The sequence below is a fragment of the Streptomyces saintjeani genome, from assembly GCF_055409605.1.
Genome location: NZ_CP189624.1, coordinates 9800242 through 9820211, shown reverse-complemented (window position 1 = coordinate 9820211; position 19970 = coordinate 9800242). Strand labels below are relative to the sequence as shown.

19 protein-coding genes are annotated in these 19970 nt (G+C 74.3%); 8 read left to right on the top strand and 11 right to left on the bottom strand.

Annotated features, from left to right (window positions below):
* Positions 1-679 precede the first annotated feature (679 nt).
* The gene (locus ACQCO7_RS43880; RefSeq protein WP_464077105.1) at positions 680-2371 is read left to right on the top strand and encodes an MFS transporter; all 1692 of its coding nucleotides are present in this window, start codon (positions 680-682) and stop codon (positions 2369-2371) included.
* 157 nt (positions 2372-2528) lie between these two features.
* Here ACQCO7_RS43880 and ACQCO7_RS43875 read toward each other — a convergent pair whose 3' ends face one another.
* On the bottom strand, positions 2529-3152 hold the full coding sequence (locus ACQCO7_RS43875; RefSeq protein ID WP_464077104.1) for a TetR/AcrR family transcriptional regulator: 624 nt from the start codon (positions 3150-3152) through the stop codon (positions 2529-2531).
* Between the two features lie 57 nt (positions 3153-3209).
* Here ACQCO7_RS43875 and ACQCO7_RS43870 point away from each other — a divergent pair, with 57 nt between their 5' ends.
* The 3 genes from ACQCO7_RS43870 (at position 3210) to ACQCO7_RS43860 (ending at position 7197) form a co-directional block, all read left to right on the top strand.
* Complete coding sequence (locus tag ACQCO7_RS43870) at positions 3210-5180, top strand: histidine kinase (RefSeq protein ID WP_464077103.1); 1971 nt, start codon at positions 3210-3212, stop codon at positions 5178-5180.
* Positions 5165-5833, top strand: coding sequence for a response regulator (locus ACQCO7_RS43865; RefSeq protein WP_464077102.1), 669 nt, complete (start codon positions 5165-5167; stop codon positions 5831-5833). Before ACQCO7_RS43870 ends, ACQCO7_RS43865 begins: the two co-directional genes overlap by 16 nt.
* 98 nt (positions 5834-5931) lie before the next feature.
* Positions 5932-7197, top strand: coding sequence for an alpha/beta fold hydrolase (locus ACQCO7_RS43860; RefSeq protein WP_464077101.1), 1266 nt, complete (start codon positions 5932-5934; stop codon positions 7195-7197).
* Positions 7198-7252: 55 nt separating this feature from the next.
* Here the strand turns inward: ACQCO7_RS43860 and ACQCO7_RS43855 are convergent, their stop codons facing one another.
* Together ACQCO7_RS43855 and ACQCO7_RS43850 are read right to left on the bottom strand one after the other, a co-directional pair.
* Positions 7253-7702, bottom strand: a complete 450-nt coding sequence (locus ACQCO7_RS43855; RefSeq protein ID WP_464077100.1) for a cytochrome P450 — start codon at positions 7700-7702, stop codon at positions 7253-7255.
* Positions 7703-7885: 183 nt separating this feature from the next.
* Positions 7886-8467, bottom strand: coding sequence for an ABATE domain-containing protein (locus tag ACQCO7_RS43850; RefSeq protein ID WP_464077099.1), 582 nt, complete (start codon positions 8465-8467; stop codon positions 7886-7888).
* A gap of 108 nt (positions 8468-8575) precedes the next feature.
* On the opposite strand from ACQCO7_RS43850, the gene ACQCO7_RS43845 reads away from it, so the two are divergent.
* Positions 8576-9331, top strand: a complete 756-nt coding sequence (locus ACQCO7_RS43845) for an MBL fold metallo-hydrolase (protein WP_464077098.1) — start codon at positions 8576-8578, stop codon at positions 9329-9331.
* Here ACQCO7_RS43845 and ACQCO7_RS43840 read toward each other — a convergent pair.
* Genes ACQCO7_RS43840 through ACQCO7_RS43825 form a run of 4 tightly spaced genes read right to left on the bottom strand, consistent with a single transcriptional unit; the run spans position 9253 to position 12666 of the window.
* Positions 9253-10650, bottom strand: a complete 1398-nt coding sequence (locus ACQCO7_RS43840; protein WP_464077097.1) for a glycosyltransferase 87 family protein — start codon at positions 10648-10650, stop codon at positions 9253-9255. The two genes, ACQCO7_RS43845 and ACQCO7_RS43840, sit on opposite strands and share 79 nt — an antisense overlap.
* Complete coding sequence (locus tag ACQCO7_RS43835; RefSeq protein ID WP_464077096.1) at positions 10617-11297, bottom strand: class I SAM-dependent methyltransferase; 681 nt, start codon at positions 11295-11297, stop codon at positions 10617-10619. Before ACQCO7_RS43835 ends, ACQCO7_RS43840 begins: the two co-directional genes overlap by 34 nt.
* Positions 11294-11926, bottom strand: a complete 633-nt coding sequence (locus ACQCO7_RS43830; protein WP_464077095.1) for a TIGR04282 family arsenosugar biosynthesis glycosyltransferase — start codon at positions 11924-11926, stop codon at positions 11294-11296. Before ACQCO7_RS43830 ends, ACQCO7_RS43835 begins: the two co-directional genes overlap by 4 nt.
* Positions 11923-12666: a glycosyltransferase family 2 protein gene (locus ACQCO7_RS43825; protein WP_464077094.1), complete on the bottom strand. Its 744-nt coding sequence runs from the start codon at positions 12664-12666 to the stop codon at positions 11923-11925. Before ACQCO7_RS43825 ends, ACQCO7_RS43830 begins: the two co-directional genes overlap by 4 nt.
* Before the next feature lie 141 nt (positions 12667-12807).
* Between ACQCO7_RS43825 and ACQCO7_RS43820 the strand changes: the two genes are divergently transcribed.
* Positions 12808-13518 (top strand): response regulator transcription factor, encoded by a 711-nt coding sequence (locus ACQCO7_RS43820; RefSeq protein ID WP_050374122.1) that lies wholly within the window; start codon positions 12808-12810, stop codon positions 13516-13518.
* On the top strand, positions 13508-14620 hold the full coding sequence (locus ACQCO7_RS43815; RefSeq protein ID WP_050374121.1) for a sensor histidine kinase: 1113 nt from the start codon (positions 13508-13510) through the stop codon (positions 14618-14620). The genes ACQCO7_RS43820 and ACQCO7_RS43815 overlap by 11 nt, the downstream gene beginning before the upstream one ends.
* An 86-nt stretch (positions 14621-14706) precedes the next feature.
* Here the strand turns inward: ACQCO7_RS43815 and ACQCO7_RS43810 are convergent, their stop codons facing one another.
* Genes ACQCO7_RS43810 through ACQCO7_RS43800 form a run of 3 tightly spaced genes read right to left on the bottom strand, consistent with a single transcriptional unit; the run spans position 14707 to position 17293 of the window.
* The gene (locus tag ACQCO7_RS43810) at positions 14707-15750 is read right to left on the bottom strand and encodes an NAD-dependent epimerase/dehydratase family protein (protein ID WP_464077093.1); all 1044 of its coding nucleotides are present in this window, start codon (positions 15748-15750) and stop codon (positions 14707-14709) included.
* A 53-nt stretch (positions 15751-15803) separates the two neighbouring features.
* Positions 15804-16175: a hypothetical protein gene (locus tag ACQCO7_RS43805; protein ID WP_464077092.1), complete on the bottom strand. Its 372-nt coding sequence runs from the start codon at positions 16173-16175 to the stop codon at positions 15804-15806.
* The gene (locus ACQCO7_RS43800; protein ID WP_464077091.1) at positions 16172-17293 is read right to left on the bottom strand and encodes a molybdopterin-dependent oxidoreductase; all 1122 of its coding nucleotides are present in this window, start codon (positions 17291-17293) and stop codon (positions 16172-16174) included. The genes ACQCO7_RS43805 and ACQCO7_RS43800 overlap by 4 nt, the downstream gene beginning before the upstream one ends.
* A gap of 334 nt (positions 17294-17627) precedes the next feature.
* Between ACQCO7_RS43800 and ACQCO7_RS43795 the strand changes: the two genes are divergently transcribed.
* Positions 17628-18281: a hypothetical protein gene (locus ACQCO7_RS43795; protein ID WP_464077090.1), complete on the top strand. Its 654-nt coding sequence runs from the start codon at positions 17628-17630 to the stop codon at positions 18279-18281.
* Here ACQCO7_RS43795 and uppS read toward each other — a convergent pair.
* Positions 18205-19815: a polyprenyl diphosphate synthase gene (gene uppS / locus ACQCO7_RS43790; RefSeq protein WP_464077089.1), complete on the bottom strand. Its 1611-nt coding sequence runs from the start codon at positions 19813-19815 to the stop codon at positions 18205-18207. The two genes, ACQCO7_RS43795 and uppS, sit on opposite strands and share 77 nt — an antisense overlap.
* Positions 19816-19970: the final 155 nt, after the last annotated feature.

Below are 19970 nucleotides of genomic sequence, written 5' to 3'. Positions count from 1 at the left end.
GAGGAGAGGTAGATCGACGTCACTATGAAGTCCCGCTTCCCGTGATCCAAGGCCCGGCATCCGTGCCGCAGCCCAAGAGGCTGAGCACCAGGCTACGGACCGGGTCCGACAACGGGCCTTCCGATTACCGGGACGCCGAGGGGTGGGTCAGCTCTGGTGGCCCTCGGTGCCGGTGCAGGTCGTGTTGCCCGCCGACCCGCTTCTCGGGCTCTCGGAGCAGGAGGTCAACGCGCGACCGCACGCGGAAGCTCTTCGCGCGGTCGGCGTCGCACACGGCCCGCACAGTCGGTCCCACTCCCCCGGCCACGAAGACCGCATGGTCTCCTGCCGGCTCTCGTCGGTGAACTTCTTTCCGCGTCACCTGCGGAGCGCTGTTGGGGCACGACACTGTTGGCCCCGATCCGGAGGCAGCCGGACAGGAGTTCGTCCAGAAGACCACCGCAGCGCGCACGTCGGACCGGGATCACCGGATCGGGGGAAGGCCCCCGAACTCCCGTGCCCTCCCCCAGAGCTCTGCGGCCCCATCCGTTCCCCGAGGAGCCCCTCCGGCAGCACCTTGCCGGAGGGGCTCCCCCTGCGAAACGCGCTCCGGCCTCTGCCGCACCCTCCTTTGATCCATCGACTTTGTCGCATGATAAAGTCTGTCGAACGAATGCTCTTCGCGAAAGGACCCCAGCTCATGCGCGTGTTCATCAACGAACCGGTCGAGAGGATGGACGGGCCCTACGCCCGGCGCTGGTGGGCGCTGCTCGTGCTCTGCCTGAGCCTGCTGATGATCGTGATGGCCAACACCGCCCTCACGGTCGCGGCTCCCTCCATGACCCAGGACCTCGGCCTGTCCAGCACAGATTTGCAGTGGGTCATCGACGGCTACACCATCCCGTACGCCGCCCTGATGCTGCTGTTCGCCGCGATCGGCGACAAGTACAGCCGACGCGGCGCGCTCGTTCTCGGGCTCGTCCTGTTCGGCGGCGGAGCGATAGGGGGGTCACTCGTCGACAGCGCGACCGGGGTCATCGCGGCCCGTGCGGTGATGGGTGTCGGTGCGGCGCTCATCATGCCCGCCACGCTCTCCCTCCTCGCCGCGACCTTCCCGCGCGCCGAGCGGACCAGGGCGATCACCCTCTGGGCGGGCACCGCCGGTCTCGCCATCGCCGCCGGACCGCTGATCGCGGGCATGCTGCTGGAGAGCTTCAGCTGGCAGTCCACCTTCCTGATCAACGTTCCCGTGATCGCCCTCGGCATCGCCGGCGCCTTCGCCCTGGTGCCACCGTCCAAGGCCACGAACGCGCCCCGGATCGACTACGTCGGCGGGCTGCTGTCGGTGGTGTGGATCGCCGCGCTGGTCTTCACGCTCATCGAGGCCCCGCACGGCTGGGACGCCAAGGCCCTCGTGGGCACGGTCGTCACGGTCGCGGGGCTCGTGGCGTTCGTCCTGTGGGAGCTGCGCCACCCGCACCCCCTCCTCGACCCGCGCCGCTTCGCGGACCGCGCGTTCGCGGGGGCCAACATCGCCGTCGTCCTGTTCCTCCTCGCGGTCTTCGGCGCCTTCTACTACCTCACCCAGCACCTCCAGTTCGTCCTGCGGTACGACGCGCTGGAGACCGGCGTACGCATGCTGCCGCTCGCCGGTGCGGTCTTCGCCGGTTCCGTGCTGACCGGCTACCTCACTCCGCGCGTCGGCATGAAGGCGACGATCGTCGCGGGCATGGTCGGCGGTACGACGGCGCTCGCGCTGCTCACCCAGGTCGACAAGTCGTCGTCGTACGGCGATTTCGTGGCACCCCTCATCGCGCTCGGGCTCGCGATCGGGCTGGCGCTCTCGCCCTGCACGGACGCGATCATGGGCGCGTTCCCCGAGGAGGAGCTGGGCGTGGGCAGCGCGGTCAACGACACCTCGCAGGAGCTGGGCGGGGCGATCGGCATCGCCATCCTCGGTTCGCTGCTGGCGACCTCGTACTCGTCGAACCTGTCGGACGCCACTGCGGGCAGCGAGCTGCCGGCCGACGCGTTGAACCAGGCGCAGGAATCCGTCGCCGCCGGGTACGGGGTCGCCGATGCCCTCGGCGGCCAGGCACGGCAGCTCGCCGGGCAGGCGGCGCGGGCGGTCGAACCGCAGCAGGCTGCGCGGCTCCAGGAGCAGGCTGACCAACTCGCCGACGGCGCGCACCGGATTGCGGACGCGGTCGGCTCGTCCTTCGCGGACGCGGTGGCTCACACCAGCCTCGTGGGCGCGGCGATCCTGGGAGTGGGGGCGGTGTCCGTGGCTCTCCTGCTTCCGGGGAAGGGCCGTGGTGCGGAAGCAAGGGCCGAGGCAGGGACCTCGGTCGCTCAGGAGAAGGAGGCCGAGCTCACCCGCTCGAATCCGTGATCCTCCGTCATGTCGTGTCCCGTACGGCAGAACAGGCTGTGGGAGAGACCTGGGTGTGTGCCGTGCGGGACTGGTGCCGGGCCGCCGGGGCGGTATCGCACGAGCCGGCGCCCGTGAGGTTCAGGGGCGCCGGGGCCGGACTCCACCGTCGGTCCGGTCAGGACGCCGGGACGGCCGCGGGAGTCAGCTGGCCGCGCGCCAGTGCCACGACGGCGGCGATGAAGGCTTGCAGGCACGTCGCCTCGGCCTCTTCGTCGGGGTGGGTCAGGCGCTGCATGACGAGCCCGTCGAAACCGGAGAGGAAGAACCGCGCGACTGTTTCCGCGGGCTGGGCCAGGGGCTGGCCCGTGCGCTCGGCCGCCTGCGTCACGAGCCTCGCCGTCGCTTCGGCCACCCCACGGTAGTGGCTCTCCAGGGCTTCGTTGAGCGCGGGCGTGCGGAGCGCGAACATGCTCAGCTCCGAGAGGAGCAGATGGTGGCCCGGCTTCTCGCGCACGGTGTTCCAGAGGGCCGAGGCCAAGGTGCTGACCGTCTCCTCGAATCCGGCATCCTCCGGAGCGGCCTGCTCGACCTGCGCCAGCAGCTCCGCCGTGAGCTGTTCCATGACGGCGCGGTAGAGCCCTTCCTTCGTGCCGAACGTGTAGTGCACGGTGGCCTGGGCGACGCCCAGTTCGGTGGCGATGGCACGAGTGCTGCCGGCTGAGACTCCTTCTCTGGTCATGAGGTCGATGGCTGCTTTGATCAGCTGGGGGCGGCGTTCGGCCGCTGAGACATGAGCCATGGGCCCATATTACCGACTTGGTCTCACGAGCAAGTCGATTGAACAGGAAAGTTGCCGGTGAACGGTTTCATGGGGGCCGTGTGGGGGCTCGTCCTCGTCGGTGCGGTCGGTGCGGTCTATCTGTTGGCCGTGCGCAGGACTGCCGGGGCCTCCCTCGTGGGGGCGGTCGTGCTTGTTCTGGGTGTCGCGGTGGTTCCGGCTGTCCGTGGTGAGGCGGCGCACTATGTCGTGGGGGTCGCGCTGACCGTCGGTGGCCTGGTGGCCGTCGTCTGGGCTGTGGGGCGGTCGCGGCGGCGGCGGTCGGCCCGTCGGGGTGCGCTGGCCGATTACGAGGCCGGTACCGCGGTGGTTTCCCTGTTCGCGGCGCTTGCCGAACGGGAGCGGCTCGCGGTGGAGTTGCATGATGTGGCCGCGCACCGGCTGACCGGGATCGTGGTGGCCGCGGGGGCCGCGCTCCGGCTCGCCGATCCGGAGCGGAGCGGGGACGCGCTGCGTCATGCCGGGGTGGCGGGCCGGGCTGCCGTACGGGAGTTGGAGCGTCTCACCGGGCTGGACGCGACGGCGGCGGGGTTCGCCGAGGTGGATGCGCTGGCCGCCGCGCACGCGGTGGACTACCGGCGGACGGTCGACACGGCGCCGGCGGGCAGCGCGCGGGCCGCGTACCGGGTCGTGCGGGAGGCGTTGACCAACGCGGCCCGGTACGCCGAGGGTGCGGCCGTACGCGTCCGGATCGAGCCGGCCCACGGCCGGGGCGACGGCGACCGCATGTTCGTCGTCACTGTCACGGACGACGGGGGTACGGCCGCCGAGCCGGATCTCGGGACCGGGCGCGGTCTCGCGGGGCTGGCGGCCACGGTCACCGCGGCGGGCGGGACGTTGCGCGCGGGGCCGGACGAGGGCCGGGCGGGCTGGAGCGTGCGGGCCGCGCTGCCCGCGGCGACGGATCCGGCCCTGCGCCGGTGGCCCCTGTGGCGCGGGACGGCCGCGCTCGACTACGCGCTGGTGGCGCTGGCGATCGCCCTGTCGCTCGGCGCGAGCCTCATCACCGCCGAGGCCCCCTTCGGCGGGGTGCTGTCCGCGCTGGTGACCGTCGTGCTGTCGGGCCTGCACGCCGTACCGCTGGCCTGGCGTTCGCGGGCGCCCGGCCGGGCTCTCGTGGCGGTGCTGTCGGCGCTGCTGCTGTGGTGGGCGTGCGACCGGGCCGGGTGGACGCGGCCTCCGGTGAGCGATGTCTTCCTGGTGTACGGGTGGGTGGAGCTGACGCTCGTGTACAGCGCCGGGGTGCGGCTTCCGTGGCGGCGGGGTGTGTTCGCGCCGTTCGCCGTGGCCGCTGTGGGAGGGGTCGCGCTGGCCAGCGGCAGCGGTATCACCGGCAGTCGTACGGCTGCCTGGGCCGTGCTGGCGGGTGCGCTGGTTCTTCCCTCCCTGGCCGTCTGGTCCTGGGGGCGCCGGACCGCCCGGCGGTACGAGCGGCTGCGGGCGGCTGCCGTCCGGCGGCGGGTTCTGCTCGACGGGGACGCCGACGCGGCCGTGTCCGCGCAGCGGCTGGCGTTCGCCGCCGGGCTGCGGGACTCGGCGCTGCGGCATGCGCGGGCGGTGGTTGTCGCGGCGGAGCGAGGTGACCTGTCGGCCGTACGGGAGGAGGCTCGTGCGGGTCTGGCCGCTCTGCGGGACCTGCTGTCCGGGGTGCGTGCGGAGGACGGCGGCTCCCCGCCTCCCACTGTCGCCGGGATCGCCTCGCTGGCCGCGCGTCGCGGCGCCGTCGTCCGGTATACCGGAGCGCGCCGTCCGCTGCCGGCCGCCGTGGAGGTGTTCGCGTACCGGACCGCCTCCGCGCTCCTGGCCGTCGGCGTCACCGTCACCGTGCGTACGCTCCCTGACGGTGTGGAGGTCTCCGGCCCGGCCGGTCCGGGAGTGGAGCGGCGGCTGCGGGCTCTCGCCGACGCCGCCGGCGGTACCCTCTCGTCGACCGGCCGCGGTGCGGTGCGGGTGTGGCTTCCGGAGGCGTTCCCATGGCGATCAGAGTGACCGTGGCGGACGACCAGGCCGTCGTCCGGGCCGGGATCGCGGCGATCCTCGACGCGGAGCCCGGCCTGTGTGTCGTCGGGCAGGCGGCGGACGGTGACACGGCGGTCGAACTCGCGCTGTCGGCGCGGCCGGACGTCGCGCTGATGGACGTCCGGATGCCGGGGATCGGCGGGCTGGCGGCGACCGCCGCGATCACCGAGCGCAGTCCTTCGACGCGTGTCCTGGTGCTCACGACCTTCGGTCTCGACGAATATCTGTTCGCCGCGTTGCGCGCCGGGGCCGCCGGTTTCCTGCTCAAGGACGCCGAGCCGGAGCGGGTGATCGACGCGGTGCGGGTGGTCCACGGGGGTGCCGCGCTGCTCGATCCGGCGGTGACCCGGCGGCTGATCGACCGTTTCACGGACGGTCCCGGTCCGCTCGACACGGCTCGCCTCGACGGGCTGACGCCGCGTGAGACGGAGGTGCTGCGGCAGGTCGCCCGGGGGCTGTCCAATGCGGAGATCGCGGGGGTGCTGGGGGTGAGTGCGCCGACCGTGAAGGACCATGTGTCCGTCGTGCTCGGGAAGTTGGGGGTGCGGGACCGGGTGCAGGCGACGATCGCGGCGTACGAGACGGGGCTGATCCGGCCGGGTGACGTCAGGCCCCCGCCGTGAGGCGGGGGTGACACCCCGCCGTGAGGCGGTCCTCGTGGCCAGCGGGACCGTCCCTGAGCCGGACGGATCGTCCGTGTCCGGTTCCTAGCCTCGAAGGCATGTCACGCATACTTCTGCGCCGCGTCGCCGGCGGTGTCCTGCTGTTCCTGGCGTTGCCGCTGTCCCCCGCCGTGGCGGCGGCCGGTTTCCTCGCCGCGGCGTTCGTCACCGCGAGTGTGCCGGTCCTCGTCCTCGCCGGTCTCCTCTGCGGCGCGCTGGCCGGCGGGCTGCTCGGGTGGGCGGCGTTCACCCTGTCCGGCCTCGGCCGTCGTCCCGCGCTGCGTGCGTCGGCGTTCCTCGCGGTCGGTCTGACCGCCGCCGTCGCCGTCCTCGCCGTCGCCACCGTCCTGCGCCCGATGCCCGCCACCACGGCCGCTCCCGTCCCGGCCGGTGTGCGGTTCTGGGATCTGCCGACCGGTTCGCGGATCGCGTACGTCCACGCCTCCGCCGCCGGGAAACCCCGTCCGACTCCGGTGATCTTCCTGCACGGCGGTCCCGGGACCCCCGGTGAGGGCATCCCCACGGGGGGCCGTGAACTCGCCGCGGACGGGTTCGACGTGTACGCGTACGACCAGGTCGGCGCCGGTCGCTCCACCCGGCTGGGGGACGTCTCCGGATACACCGTCGCACGTCAGGTCGCCGACCTGGAGGCGATCCGGCGCACGCTCGGCGCCGAGCGGATCGTTCTGGTGGGCCAGTCCTGGGGCGGGTCGCTCAGCGCGCAGTACCTGGCGGCGCACGGCGAGCATGTCGCCAAGGCGGTGTTCACCTCGCCGGGTGCGCTGTGGGGGCGTGAGTATCCCGGGTCCGAGGCGGGGGAACCCTGGAACCGCCTCTCCCCCGCCCAGCAGGCGCGGCTCGACCGGCTGAACGGCGAACCCCGCATCCTCGCCGCGAGCCTGCTCCTCCCGGTCAACCCCGGCGCCGCCCACGCGCTGGTCGGCGACCGTGAGGCCGACCGCTGGATGCACGAAGTCGCTCTCCAGGGCAAGGACAGCGCCTCCTGCGCGGGCGCGTCCCCCACCACTCCGCACGACAATCCTCAGGGTTTCTACGTCAACCAGCTGACGGTCAGGGACTTCGAACGGCTCCCCGATCCCCGGCCCCGGCTGCGTACCCTGCGCGTCCCCTCGCTGGTCATGCGAGGGGAGTGCGACTTCATCAAACCCGCCGTGACCGCCGAGTACGAACACACCCTGCCGGACTCCGAGTTGGTGACCGTCGCGGGCGCCGGGCATGCCATCTCACGCGATCAGCCTCGCCGTTACACCTCGCTGCTGCGGGCGTTCCTCCTGGGCCGGCCGTTGCCGGCGGGGGCCCGCTGAATCCGCCTGCGGCCTCCGGGATCTGCCGGGTCCTGGAGGCCGGTGCGGCCGGTGTTCAGCCGGGGATGACCTGGATCTCGCGGAAGCCGTGGACGAGGAACGACGGGACGTGGTCGAAGGGCTGGCCGGCGGCGAGGGTCAGGCGGGGGAAGCGGGTGAAGAGGGCGGGGAGGGCTGTGAGGGCTTCGGCCCGGGCCAGGGGGGCGCCGAGGCAGTGGTGGGGGCCGTGGCCGAAGGCCAGGTGGCGGATGGGGGTGGGACGGGTGAGGTCGAAGCGGTCGGCGGTCGGGCCGTGGTGGGCGGAGTCCCAGGCGAAGTAGCCGAAGGCGGCGAGGACCGCTTCGCCGGAGCGGATGGTGACGCCGCCTGTGGTGAGGTCCTCGGTGGCGAACCGCAGGGGGCTGAGCGGGGCGGCGGGGGTCGGTGAGCAGGGGTTCCAGGACGCGCCGCGAGGTGGGCATCCAGGCGCGGACGCCGCCGAGGAGTTCGACGGCGACGACGTCACCGAGTTCGCGTAAGCAGGCGGCTTGTCCGGGCAGGTCGATGCCGTGGGGGTCGAGGGGGACGGGGTGGGGGTGGTCGTGAAGGGGTCCGGCGGTCATGGGGGCCTCTTCTCTGTCGGCGGGTCCGGGTACCGGGCACGGGGGGTGCCTGCGGCAGCCGTAGGCACGGGCCGCTCGGGCGTGGTTCAGGCAGTGCCCGATCGCGTCCGGCGCGCGTACGCCCGCGCCGCTCGTGCGCGGTCGCCGCAGCGCGTCGAGCACCAGTGGCGGCGGCCGTGGCGCAGGAGGTAGCGGTTGCAGGGGGTGGAGGCGCAGGCGGTGAGGCGGTCGGCGTCGGGGGAGGTGAGGAGGTCGGCGGCGTCGGCCGCGAGGGTCGCGAGGGCGTGGTCGACGAGGGCCGTGGTGGGGTGGGTGGTGGTGCGGTAGGGGCCGGTCTTCTCGTCCCACCGGAGGAGGGGGGCGGTGGGGACGCGGGTCATGGCGTCGTTGATCGCGGCGACGGCGGCGGGCGGGGCGGGCAGGGCGGCCACGCGGGAGGCGAAGAGGGTTCTGATCTGTTCGCGCAGGGCGCGCAGTTGGGCCGTGCACGTCTCGCCGAGGTCGACGTCGTCGGGGGCGAGGGCGTGGTCGACGAGCCAGCGGTTCGCGGCCCGCGGGGTGCCGAGGAGGTCGACGGAGTGTCCGCCGGGCAGGGCGAGGGCGCTGTTGGCGAGGGCGAGGGCGCGGTGGCGCTCCTCCCCCGGCGCGGGCGTCACGGGATCTTCCACGGCGTCATGCTACGTCCCGGGATTCTCACGGAACAGCTTGTCCTCATCCGTGAGATCCGTCTACGATCTCCTCACGGTTCAACTCGGAACATCCGTGAGGAGATTGTCGTGTCCTTCCCTGTCCGCGTCCTCGGTGGCCCCACCGCGCTCTTCGAGTACGGCGGCCTGCGCTTCCTGACCGACCCGACCTTCGACGCGCCCGGCGACTACCCCGTACCGGGCGGCAGTCTCACCAAGACGGCCCCGCCCGCCGCCGCCCCGGGCGACCTCGGGCCCGTCGACGTCGTCCTGCTCTCCCACGACCAGCACCCCGACAACCTCGACACCTCCGGCCGCGCCCTCCTCGCGGACGTACCGCTGACCCTGACCACCCCCGGCGGCGGGCAGCGCCTCGGCGGGACCGCGCGGGGGCTCGCCGACTGGGAGTCGGTGGAACTGGAGCGCCCCGGCGGCGGCACGCTCACCGTCACCGGGGTCCCCGCGATCCACGGGCCCGGCAAGCGCGAGGACGTCGAGCCGTTCACGGGGCAGGTCGTCGGGTTCGTGCTGACCGGCGAGGGGCTGCCGACGGTGTACGTCAGCGGCGACAACGCGTCCCTGGACGCCGTACGGGAGATCGCCGGGCGGTTCGCTCCCGTGGACACGGCCGTTCTGTTCGCGGGTGCTCCCCGTGTCGCCCGGCTGTTCGACAGCGCGCTCCTCGTCCTCGACAGTGCGCGGGCCGTCGAGGCGACGCGGCTGCTGGACGCGCGGCGGGTCGTGCCCGTGCACTGCGACAGCTGGACTCATTTCACCGAGGGGCGTGGGGAGCTGACCGCCGCGTTCACCGCCGCCGGGCTGTCCGGCCGCCTCGCCGTCGGCTGAGTCCGCGCACGCCACCAGGTCCCGGCGAGCACCACGGCCGCCGCCGTGCCGTACGTCCACGCCTGGAGCGGGAAGCCGGGCAGCAGGCGGCCGGCCAGGTAGAGGGTGGTGCCGGCGAGGGTGACGGGGAGCCATTCCCAGCGGTCGGAGAGGGTGGCGAGGGCGATGAGGAGGAGGGAGTACCAGGGGTAGTTCGGGGAGAGGAGGAGCAGGGTCGTGCCGGTCATGAGGAGGGCGCCGGTCCAGGGGCGGCCGGGGTCGCCGCGCCGCCACACGTACAGGGCGGTCAGGGCCAGCAGGACGGCCGCGGCCGGGCCCGCCGCGACGGGCGGCAGGAACAGGCGCAGGAGCGCGAAGCGCCGTACGTCGTCCTGGTCGTAGCCCTCTTCGTGGAGGTAGCCCGGCAGGTAGCCGAGGACGCCGGGGCCGGAGGCGACCGCGTAGGGGAGGTAGGCGAGGGCCACCGTGAGGACCGCCGCGGCGGCGACGCGCAGGGGGCGTCGGCCGCTGAGGGCGGCGGGGAGGGCGAGGACGGGGAGGATCTTCACGGCGATCGCGGCGCCGAGGAGGGCGCCGCGCCGGGTGCCGGTGGCGCCCAGGGCGAGGACGGTGAGCAGGACGCCGAGGGTGTCGATGTGGGCGTTGTTCACCGCCTCGAAGGCGACCGCCGGGCACCAGGCCCACAGGGCCGCCGTGGCGGGGGTGCGGCGCAGGAGCTTCAGCAGGGCCAGGGTCGTACCGAAGGCGAGGAGCGCGCCGCCGATCTGGAGGGGCTTGTGGCGGCTGTCGGGCGGGGAGACGGTGTGGACGGCGAGGTACCAGGCCTCGGCGACGGGCGGGTAGATGGTGGGGACGGTCGGGCGGTTGATGCGCACGCACAGGCCGCCCGGGGCGCGGGTGAGGCCCCAGCCTTCGCAGGACTCCTTCGTCGGGAAGAGCCATTCGTCGCGCAGGCGGGCGAGTTCGGGGGCGGCGGGCGGGTGGGCGTAGGGGGAGATGCCGGCGGCCTGGACGCGGCCGTCCCAGGCGTAGCGGAACATGTCGTCGCTGGTGCGGGGCGGTGCGGTCAGGCCGGCGAGGGCGACGGCGGCGCCGCCCAGCAGGACCAGGAGGGTCGCGTGGCGGCGCGGGACCTTGCGTACGGTCCACGCGGCGGCGGCGAACAGGGTCCAGGCGACGGCGTTCCCGGCGAGCAGGGTGCCGGGGGCGTGGAGGTTGTCGCCCGCGTGGAGGGTGAGGGTGACGGTCGCGGTGAGCGCGGCCAGGAGGAGGGCGACGACGGCGGTCATGACGCGGCGGCCCGCAGGTCGACGAAGCACCGCTCCCCCGCCGTCCACAGGCCGGCGCCCGTCCAGCCGCCGGCCTCGGCCGTGCGCAGGAGCGCGGTGGGGCCGACGCGGGCCCAGGGGAAGGCCGTTCCGTGGTGGCCGCCGGCGTTCTCGACGCGGACGGTGAGGCGGTCGTCGACGTCGTCGTACGCCGTCTCTGCGAGCAGCCGGCCGCCGGGGCGCAGGAGTTCGCGCAGGCGGGCGAGGAGGGCGGCCGGGTCGCCGCCGATGCCCACGTTGCCGTCGAGGAGCAGGACGGTGTCCCAGCGGCCCTCGCTCGGCAGCCGGTCGAAGACCGAGCGGCGCAGGGCGGTGCCGCCGAGCCGCCGGGTGCGGGCGACGGCGGCGGGGCTGACGTCGACGCCGAGCGCCGGTACGCCGGTCGCGGCGAGCGCGGCGACCAGCCGGCCGGGGCCGCAGCCGACGTCCAGGACGCGGCCGGTGCAGCGGCGCAGGACGGCCGTGTCGGCGGCGTCGGCGGCGGCGCACCAGCGCTCCACGTCCAGCGGGAGGAGGCGGGCCGTGTCGAGGCAGCGCAGGTACAGCGGGCCCCGGCCGGTGCGCAGGGCGTGGGCGTAGGGGTCGTCGGTCCAGGGCGCGGGGCGCGGCCGGGTCGCGAGGCCCTCCCCGGCGCTCACCTGAGGGCCCCGGCGTACGCGGCGGTGGCGGCGGCGAAGCGTGCGCCGGGCGGGCACAGGGCGGCGACCTCGGCGGCGTCGGCGGCGGTGTCGACGTCGCGCAGGACGGGGAGGTCGCGGACGGTCAGGCCGGCGTCGGTGAGGCGGCGGCGCTGGATCGCGCCGGTGCGGTCGGTGGACATCGGGACGCCGCGTACGAGGTGTCCGGCGCGGGCCGGGTCGGCGAGGCCGAGGGCCCAGAAGCCGCCGTCGGCCGCGGGGCCGAACCAGGCGTCGTGGCCGTCCTCGCCGACGCCCGCGAGGAGGCCGGGGGTGAGGTGGGGGGTGTCCATGCCGACGAGGAGGGCGGGGCCGTCGGTGCAGTGGGCGAAGGCTCCCGCGATCCGGTCGGCCAGGTCGCCGGGGGTCTGGGGGACGACCTCGTAGCCGGGTGGGAGCCAGGGGCCGGGGGTGCCTTCGAGGACGAGGAGGCGGCGGCGGGCGGGGACGCGCAGGAGGGTGTGGAGGGTGTCGGTGAGGGAGGCTTCGGCGAGGGCGGCGGCCTCTTCGGGGGTGTAGGGCGGGGTGAGGCGGGTCTTGACGCGGCCGGGGAGGGGTTGTTTGGCGATCAGGAGGAGGGTGGGGGTCATCGGGTGGCCTCCTGCGCGGCGGGGTTCTGGGCGGGGGCCGTCTGCGCGGCAGGGTTCTGCACGGCCGGTTCCGCGAGGACGACGCGCATGTCCCGTACCGCCTGCCACGCTCCCCGCCAGGTGCCGGTGACCTTCGAGCGGCCCGCGCGCGGGAGATAGGGGACGTCGGTCTCGTGGACGCGCCAGCCCGCGTCGGCCGCGCGGACGACCATCTGGAGGGGGTAGCCGGAGCGGCGGTCGGTGAGGCCGAGGCCGAGGAGCCGCTCGCGGCGGGCGGCGCGCATCGGGCCGAGGTCGCGCAGGGCGAGGCCGGTGCGGCGGCGGACCAGGCGGGCGAGTTCGAGGTTGGCGAGGCGGGCGTGCGCGGGCCAGGCGCCGAGGGTGGTGGGCCTGCGGCGGCCGAGGGCGAGGTCGGCGGTGCCGTCGAGGACGGGGCCGGCGACGCGGGGCAGGAGGCCGGGGTCGAGGGAGGCGTCGCAGTCGCAGAAGCAGACGACGTCGGCGGTGGCCGCCGTCAGGCCCGCGTGGCAGGCGGCGCCGAAGCCCCGGCGGGGTTCGTGGACGACGTGGGCGCCCAGCGCGCGGGCGATGTCGGGCGAGCCGTCGGTGGAGCCGTTGTCGACGACGATCGCGCGCCAGCCGGACGGGATGCGCTCCAGGACCCAGGGCAGGGCCTCGGCCTCGTCGAGGCAGGGCAGGACGACGTCCACGGAAACGGTGGGTGGGGAGGTCTCGGTCACGTCACTCACCCTACGAACGCGAAGCGGACATAAGGGACTTGGTCTCCTTACGAACCGCTGACGTCGCCGCTCCTTACGATTCGCTGACGTCTCCCCCGGCGACCAGCACGGGAGCCCTCGGCCTGATGTCAGACTCGCGGGGTGAAACGTGTACTCGTGGTGGACGACGACCCCACCGTCTCCGAGGTCGTCGCCGGGTATCTGGACCGGGCCGGCTTCGCCGTCGAGGTGGCCGCCGACGGGCCCGCCGCCGTCGCCCGGGCCGCCGCCCACCCGCCCGACCTGGTGGTCCTGGACCTGATGCTGCCCGGCATGGACGGCCTGGAGGTGTGCCGCCGGGTCCGCGCGGACGGACCGCTGCCGGTGATCATGCTGACCGCGCGGGGCGACGAGGAGGACCGCATCCTGGGCCTGGAGGTCGGTGCGGACGACTACGTCACCAAGCCGTTCAGCCCGCGCGAACTGGTCCTGCGGGTCGAGTCGGTGCTGCGCCGGGCCACCGGCGCTCCCCCGGCCGCCCGCACCGGGCCGTGGCTGCGCAGCGGGCCCCTCGCCGTCGACCCCGTCGCCCGCCGGGCCACCCGGCACGGCACGGAACTCGCCCTGACGATCCGGGAGTTCGACCTGCTGACGTTCTTCCTGCGCCACCCCGGGCGGGCCACGAGCCGCGAGGACCTGATGCGGGAGGTGTGGGGGTGGGAGTTCGGTGACCTGTCGACGGTCACCGTCCATGTGCGGCGGCTGCGCGAGAAGGTCGAGGACGATCCGGCCGAGCCCCGGCTGATCAGCACGGTGTGGGGCGTCGGCTACCGCTTCGACCCGCCCGTCGAGGAGGCCGACGATGCTCGGTGACACCCTCCTCATCGCCCTGTACGCGGGGATCGGCGCCGCCCTCTGCGGGCTCGCCGGAGCGGCGGCCCTCAGGCTGCTGCGGAACCGGTCCGTGGCGCTGTCCCTCGGCGTGGTGTCCGGCGTGACGGTCGCGGCGATGCTCGCCGGGACGATGCTCGTGTCGTGGGCGATGTTCCTGTCGGAGCACGACCTGTGGGTCGTCACCATGGTGTGCGCGATGGCCTCGGTCGCGGCGCTCGTCGTGTCGCTGCTGCTGGGGCGCAGCGTCGTCCACGGCAGCCGGGCGCTCGCCGAGGCGACCCGGGCGCTCGGCGACGACGGCAGCTTCACCCCGCCCGCTGCCGCGCCGACCGCCGAACTGGCCGCGCTGAGCCGCCAGTTGGCCGCGACCAGCGCCAAGCTCGCCGCGTCGCGGGAACGCGAGCAGGCCCTCGAAGCCTCCCGCCGCGAGCTGGTCGCCTGGATCTCCCACGACCTGCGTACCCCGCTCGCCGGGCTCCAGGCGATGGCCGAGGCGCTGGAGGACGGCGTCGTCGGCGACCCCCGCGTCTACCACGCCCGGATCCGGGCCGAGGTCGGGCGCATGGGCGACATGGTCGGCGACCTCTTCGAGCTCTCCCGTATCCAGGCCGGTGTCCTCGCGCTCTCCCCGACCCGGCTGTCGGTGTACGACCTGGTCGGCGACGCGATAGCGGGCGTCGACGCGCTCGCCCGGGAGCACGGCGTCCGGCTGGTGGGCGCCGGGGTGGAGCAGGTGCCGGTGGAGGTCGACGGGCGGGAGATGTCCCGGGTCCTCGCGAACCTCCTGGTCAACGCGATCCGCCGGACCCCCGCCGACGGCACGGTGGCCGTGTCCGCGCGCCGGGAGGCCGACCGGGTCGTGCTCGCGGTGACCGACGGCTGCGGTGGCATCCCGCCCGAGGACCTGCCCCGTGTGTTCGACACCGGGTGGCGGGGCACGGACGCCCGTACGCCGCCCGCGGGGGCGGGGCTGGGGCTCGCGATCGTGCGGGGGATCGTGGAGGCGCACCAGGGGCGGGCGGCGGTGTCGAACGTGCCCGGGGGGTGCCGGTTCGAGGTGCATCTGCCGGCGACGGTGTAGGGGTGCGTGGCGTGGTTTCCAGGTGCGTCCCCGGCGACGCGGCGGGGCCGCGCCCCGCAGGCACCCCCTCGAAGGCACCGTCGCCCTCATCCCGCCCGCAGCGCCGCCCCCGCGAACTCCCGCATCCCCTCCGCGAATCCGACCTCGGGCCGCCACCCCAGCTCCTCGCGCAGCCTCTGCGAGGACGCGGTGATGTGGCGGACGTCGCCGAGGCGGTACTCGCCGGTGACGACGGGGGCCGGGCCGCCGCAGGACGCGGCGAGGGCCTCGGCCATCTCGCCGACCGTGTGCGGGTCGCCGCTGCCGACGTTGTACGCGCGCAGGCCGACGCCGCTCGGGGCGTCCAGCGCGGCGAGGTTGGCGGCGGCGACGTCCCGGACGTGGACGAAGTCGCGGCGCTGGCCGCCGTCCTCGTACACGCGGGGTGCCTCGCCCCGGGCGAGTGCCGAGCGGAAGAGGGAGGCGACGCCCGCGTACGGGGTGTCGCGGGGCATGCCGGGGCCGTACACGTTGTGGTAGCGCAGCGCGGTCGCGTGGCCGTCGGTGGCGCGGGCCCAGGCGGCGGCCAGGTGTTCCTGGGTGAGTTTGGTGGCGGCGTACACGTTGCGCGGGTCGGTGGGGGCGTCCTCGGTGACCAGGCCGGGGGCGAGGGGGGCGCCGCACCGGGGGCAGGGGGGTTCGAAGCCGCCTGCGTCGAGGGTGGCGGGGTCGCGGGGGCCGGGGCGTACGACGCCGTGGCGGGGGCACGCGTAGCGGCCCTCGCCGTAGACGACCATCGAGCCGGCCAGCAGGAGGCGCCGTACGCCCGCCTCGGCCATGCCCGCGAGCAGGACCGCCGTGCCGAGGTCGTTGCAGCTGACGTAGTCCGGGGCGTCGGCGAAGTCCTTGCCGAGGCCGACCATGGCGGCCTGGTGGCAGACGGCGTCCACGCCGCGCAGGGCCTCGGCGACGGCGGTGGGGTCGCGGACGTCCGCGACCCGGCGGACGACGCCTTCGGGGGCCGGCGGGGGTGTGCGGTGGGCGGCGGGGAGCAGGGCGTCGAGGACGCGGACGTCGTGTCCGGCGGCGGTGAGGGCGGTGACGATGTGCGAGCCGATGAAGCCCGCGCCGCCGGTGACCAGGATCAACATGCCCTCGACCGTAGGGGTTTGGGAGTGGCCCTGGAGGGCTCGGCGCGGGGACGTCAGCGGTTCGTAAGCCTTTTCCCGGCCCGGTGGGCGACGGCCGCCGCCAGGGCGGTCACCGCGAGGGCGATCAGCCAGTTGCGCGGGTAGTCCAGGGGCAGCACCGAGGAGTTGGGGCGGGGGCCCGGGCGCAGCAGGACCGGGAGCGCCACGGCCGTCAGCGCGCCGGACACGATCAGCGCCGCGCGGACCGGGCCGCGTACGGGGCCCGCGCGGCCGATCAGGAGGACGAGCGGCGCGATCAGCCCGTCGTGCACGGCGACGGCCACCGCGAGCCAGAGCAGGACGTCGCCGGCGTGCGGGAGGCCGAGAAGGAGCGAGGCGCCGAAACCTGCGAAGGCCAGTCCGGTGAGGCCGGTGAGGAGTCTCATGACAGGACCTCCAGCCGGCCGACCCACTTGGTCTGGAGGACGCCGGGGCGGTTGGGGGCGATGAGGCGGGCCGGGTAGCCGTGGTCGGGGTGGAGGTCCTCGCCGTTCAGGCGCAGGGCGAGGAGGGTGAGGGGGTCGCGGGCGTGAGTGTGGGCCAGCTCCGACACCCGGTATCCGCCGCGCAGTTGGAGCGAGACGACGCGTACGCGGGCGTTCGGCGGTGCGCCGGCGCGGTCCAGGAGGTCGGCGGTGCGTACGCCGGTCCAGCGGGCGGGGCGGCTCCAGCCCTCGACGCAGGCGATCGGCAGTTCCGCCTCGTGCTGGGGCAGGGCGCGCAGTTCGGCGAGGGTGAGGGTGTAGGGCCGGGGGCCGGTCACGACGAGGCGGTACGCGTCGTCGGCGACGCGTCCCACGCCGGCCTGGGCGGCGGTCCGGTTGACGGGGAGGGACTGCGGGCCGTGGTCGGGGTGGCGGGGTGCGAACAGGGCGAGGTTCTTCAGCGGGGTGACGGTCTGGCCGACGGTGGTGAGGGTGACGGCGCCGACGGCGGCGGCCACCGCGCGCAGCAGGGAGCGGCGGTCGGGGTCGTCCAGGGTGAGGGTGGCCGGTGAGCGGCGGCTCCAGTGGGCGCGGATCTCGGGTGCCTTGACCGCGAGGTGCAGCAGGAGGGCGCCGGTGACCAGCCAGGCGACGGCGTAGTGGGCGGGGACGAAGGAGAAGGTCCACGGGTACCACTGGGCCGTGTTGAGGAGTCCGGTCGCGAGCTGGAACAGGGCTCCGGCGACGAGGAGGGCGACCGAGAGGCGTTCCAGGGCGTGGCGCGGGGAGGTGACGGGGGGCCAGGTGAACAGGCGGGGGTAGACGGTCCACAGCTTGGCGAGCAGCAGGGGGATCGCGGCGATGCCGGAGGCGACGTGCAGGCCCTGGGTGAGGCGGTAGCCCCACACGGGTCGGCTGGGAATGCTGGGCCAGGCCGGGGGGTGCTGCATGAAGTGGCTGATCAGGCCGGTGACGAAGCACACCAGGAAGGCGGCGCCGAGCCAGCGGCCGATCGAGGTGGCGGTGCGGGCGTCGTGGAGCCGGCCCTTGAACACCGGTGGGGAGACGTGCGGTTTCATGGTGTCCATCCCATCGGGCGAGGGCCGGGTGGGGAATGGACCGACTCCTTACGGAGCGAGGACGTCTGCGGTGCCCCGGCCCCGGCCGTCCGGGGTGTCACCGCGGTGGCCGCTTCACTGGCACCGCGGTGACGTCGTCCATCCTGGGTCCGGGGCGGCTTCCGGGCGAGGGTTTCGGGGGCATGTCAGGGACTCGTAAGGTTCGTGGCCGTCCCACGATCGGGTGGTCCGGGACGCACTTTCGAGGGGTTCACGGCCCCGTACGGCCTGCGCGGTGCGCGTGGGCCCCGATGATCCTTGCCGGGTCGCGCCGTGCGGCCCCGGAAGGATGACGATGGACAACACACGACGTTCGGTTCTCGGCGCCGTTCTGGCCGCCCCGTTGCTGGCGCAGTTCGCGGGGGCGGCCGATGCCGGTGCGGCGGACGGGTCGCTCGGTACGGTCTCGGACGGGTGGGCGGAGGTCAGGTGGACACCGCTGGGCGAGGCGCTGCTGGGCCGGTTCCAGGCGACGGTGGCGGCGGTCGAGCCCGCGACGATGGCCCCGAAGGGGGGCGCGATCCGCTTCCCGGTGCTGTCCGGCAACGGTGACCCGTCCCTGCTGAACCCGGCGAAGGCGCACGGCGACGGGCGGCTGGCCGGGGGCGTCGAGGTGCGCACGCCCCAGGGCACGGTCCGGGTGACGGAGTTGCAGGGCTTCCTCCAGGACGGGGTGGCGTGGGGGAAGTGCGTCGTCAACGGCCTGGACGTCGGTCACCGGGCGACGGTGCGGCCGGGGCTCGACAAGGGGGTTCTCCAGACGGAGACCGTGCCGCTGGGGTCGCCGATGAAGGTCAGGGTGGCGGAGGTGCCGTTGCGGCCGGCGCCGGAGCTGCTGGAGACGTTCGCGGCCACGTTCGGCACCGACGAGATCACCGCGGACTCGGTACTGGCGTATGTGACCGCGGAGGCGGTGTACACGCCGCCGAAGAAGCCGGGGACGGCGTGAGCGCCGTGCCGCCGAAGCGGCGTTCGCGTTCCGTGTAGGCGGCGACCGCGTCCCTGAGCCGGGTGAGGTCGTAGTCCGGCCAGGGCGTGGGGTCGAAGACGAGTTCCGCGTAGGCGAGGTGCCAGGGCAGGAAGTTGCTGATCCGCTGCTCCCCCGAGGTGCGGATCAGCAGGTCGACGTCGGGGAGTTCGGGTACGTACAGGTGGCGGGCGAGGTCGTCGGGGGTGATGTCCTCGGCGCGCAGGGTGCCGGCTGCCGCTTCGGCGGCCAGGGCGCGGGCGGCGGCGGTGAGTTCCTCCCGGCCGCCGTAGTCGACGCACAGGGTGAGGGTGAGGACGTCGTTGGCGTACGTCATGTTCTCGACGAGGGCGATCGCGGAGGCGAGGGAGGTGTCGAGGCGGTCGCGGCGTCCGCACCAGCGGACCTGGACGCCGAGGCCGTGGAGGGTCTGGGCGCCCCGGGAGATCCAGTCGGCGAGGGCGTCGAAGATCGCGGTGGTCTCCTCCTGGGCGCGGCTCCAGTTCTCGGTGGAGAAGGCGTAGAGGCTGAGGTGGCGGATGCCGAGCCGCAGGGCGGAGTTGACCAGGCGCAGGGCGGCGCGGGAGCCGGCGTGGTGGCCCTGGCGGGCGGGGACGGCGTGGGTGTCGGCCCAGCGCCGGTTGCCGTCCATGATGACGGCGACGTGGGCGGGGCGCTCGCCCGGCCAGGGGGGCCGGGGGCGGGTCTCGCCGGTGGGCTGGTCGATGCCGGTGGTCAGGACGCGGGAGCGCAGGAGGGTCACTTCGTCGTGGTGGAGCTGGACGCCGAGCAGGAGGGAGTGCAGGAAGGGGCGGTACGGTTCGGCGACGGCCCAGGTGGCGGGGACGGCTTCGGTCAGCAGGGTGCGCCAGTGGGCGAGCTGGACGTCGATGAACGCGTCGAGGGCCTCGCGGGGGCCGGCCGCGTTCAGGTCGTCGGCGGTGAGGCCGAGGGCGCGCAGGTCCTCGCGGGGCCAGTAGCAGCGGCCCGCCGCGAGGTCGTCGGGGAGGTCCTCGTACAGGTCGGCGAGTTTGCAGGCGTCGAAGAGGGTCGCGACCAGGTGGGCGCTCTCGGGGCCGCGCGGTTCCAGGAGGGGCGCCCAGAGTTCGCCGACGACTCCGGTGATGCCGCGCAGGAAGCGGCGCTGGTCCGCGAACGTCTCGAAGGCGGGCGGGGCCGCGCAGTCGGCGGCGACGGTCGCCAGGTGCTCCTCGACGAGGGCGTGGTCGAGTCCTCGCCGGTGCACGGTGTCGATCAGGGCGCGGCGGTGGGGGTGTTCGCTGCGGCCGGTCCTCAGCTCGGCGAGGGTGTCGGCCCGCCAGCGCGCGAACCGTTCCCGGCGGCCCTCGGGGGGTCCTTCGTCGGCGATGCGGTCCGTGGTCACGGTCCAGCCGTGGATGGCGTGCATGAACGGCCGTACCTCCGGCGGGAGGAGGCCGGTCACGGTCCACAACGCGGGCAGGTGGCCGCGTACTTCGGCCTCGCACGCCTCGTACGACTCCCGTAGCTCGTCCATTCCGCGCCTCGTCTTTCCCGGTCTTTCTCACGTTGCCGACGTCAGCCCTAACGACCCGCTCCCCCATCGGTCGCTCCCGCCTCTGGACGGGTCCGTGAGGCGCCTCCTACAGTGCACAGCAAGCGCTTTCTCGATCTGCTCATGCCCTTGTCGCC

Bases quoted from the DNA above. Each gene is read 5' to 3' on its own strand.
- ACQCO7_RS43880 (WP_464077105.1), top strand. From the start codon at position 680: ATGCGCGTGTTCATCAACGAACCGGTCGAGAGGATGGACGGGCCCTAC.
- ACQCO7_RS43875 (WP_464077104.1), bottom strand. From the start codon at position 3,152: ATGGCTCATGTCTCAGCGGCCGAACGCCGCCCCCAGCTGATCAAAGCA.
- ACQCO7_RS43865 (WP_464077102.1), top strand. From the start codon at position 5,165: ATGGCGATCAGAGTGACCGTGGCGGACGACCAGGCCGTCGTCCGGGCC.
- ACQCO7_RS43860 (WP_464077101.1), top strand. From the start codon at position 5,932: ATGTCACGCATACTTCTGCGCCGCGTCGCCGGCGGTGTCCTGCTGTTC.
- ACQCO7_RS43830 (WP_464077095.1), bottom strand. From the start codon at position 11,926: ATGACCCCCACCCTCCTCCTGATCGCCAAACAACCCCTCCCCGGCCGC.
- ACQCO7_RS43815 (WP_050374121.1), top strand. From the start codon at position 13,508: ATGCTCGGTGACACCCTCCTCATCGCCCTGTACGCGGGGATCGGCGCC.
- ACQCO7_RS43810 (WP_464077093.1), bottom strand. From the start codon at position 15,750: ATGTTGATCCTGGTCACCGGCGGCGCGGGCTTCATCGGCTCGCACATC.
- ACQCO7_RS43805 (WP_464077092.1), bottom strand. From the start codon at position 16,175: ATGAGACTCCTCACCGGCCTCACCGGACTGGCCTTCGCAGGTTTCGGC.
- ACQCO7_RS43800 (WP_464077091.1), bottom strand. From the start codon at position 17,293: ATGAAACCGCACGTCTCCCCACCGGTGTTCAAGGGCCGGCTCCACGAC.
- ACQCO7_RS43795 (WP_464077090.1), top strand. From the start codon at position 17,628: ATGGACAACACACGACGTTCGGTTCTCGGCGCCGTTCTGGCCGCCCCG.
- uppS (WP_464077089.1), bottom strand. From the start codon at position 19,815: ATGGACGAGCTACGGGAGTCGTACGAGGCGTGCGAGGCCGAAGTACGC.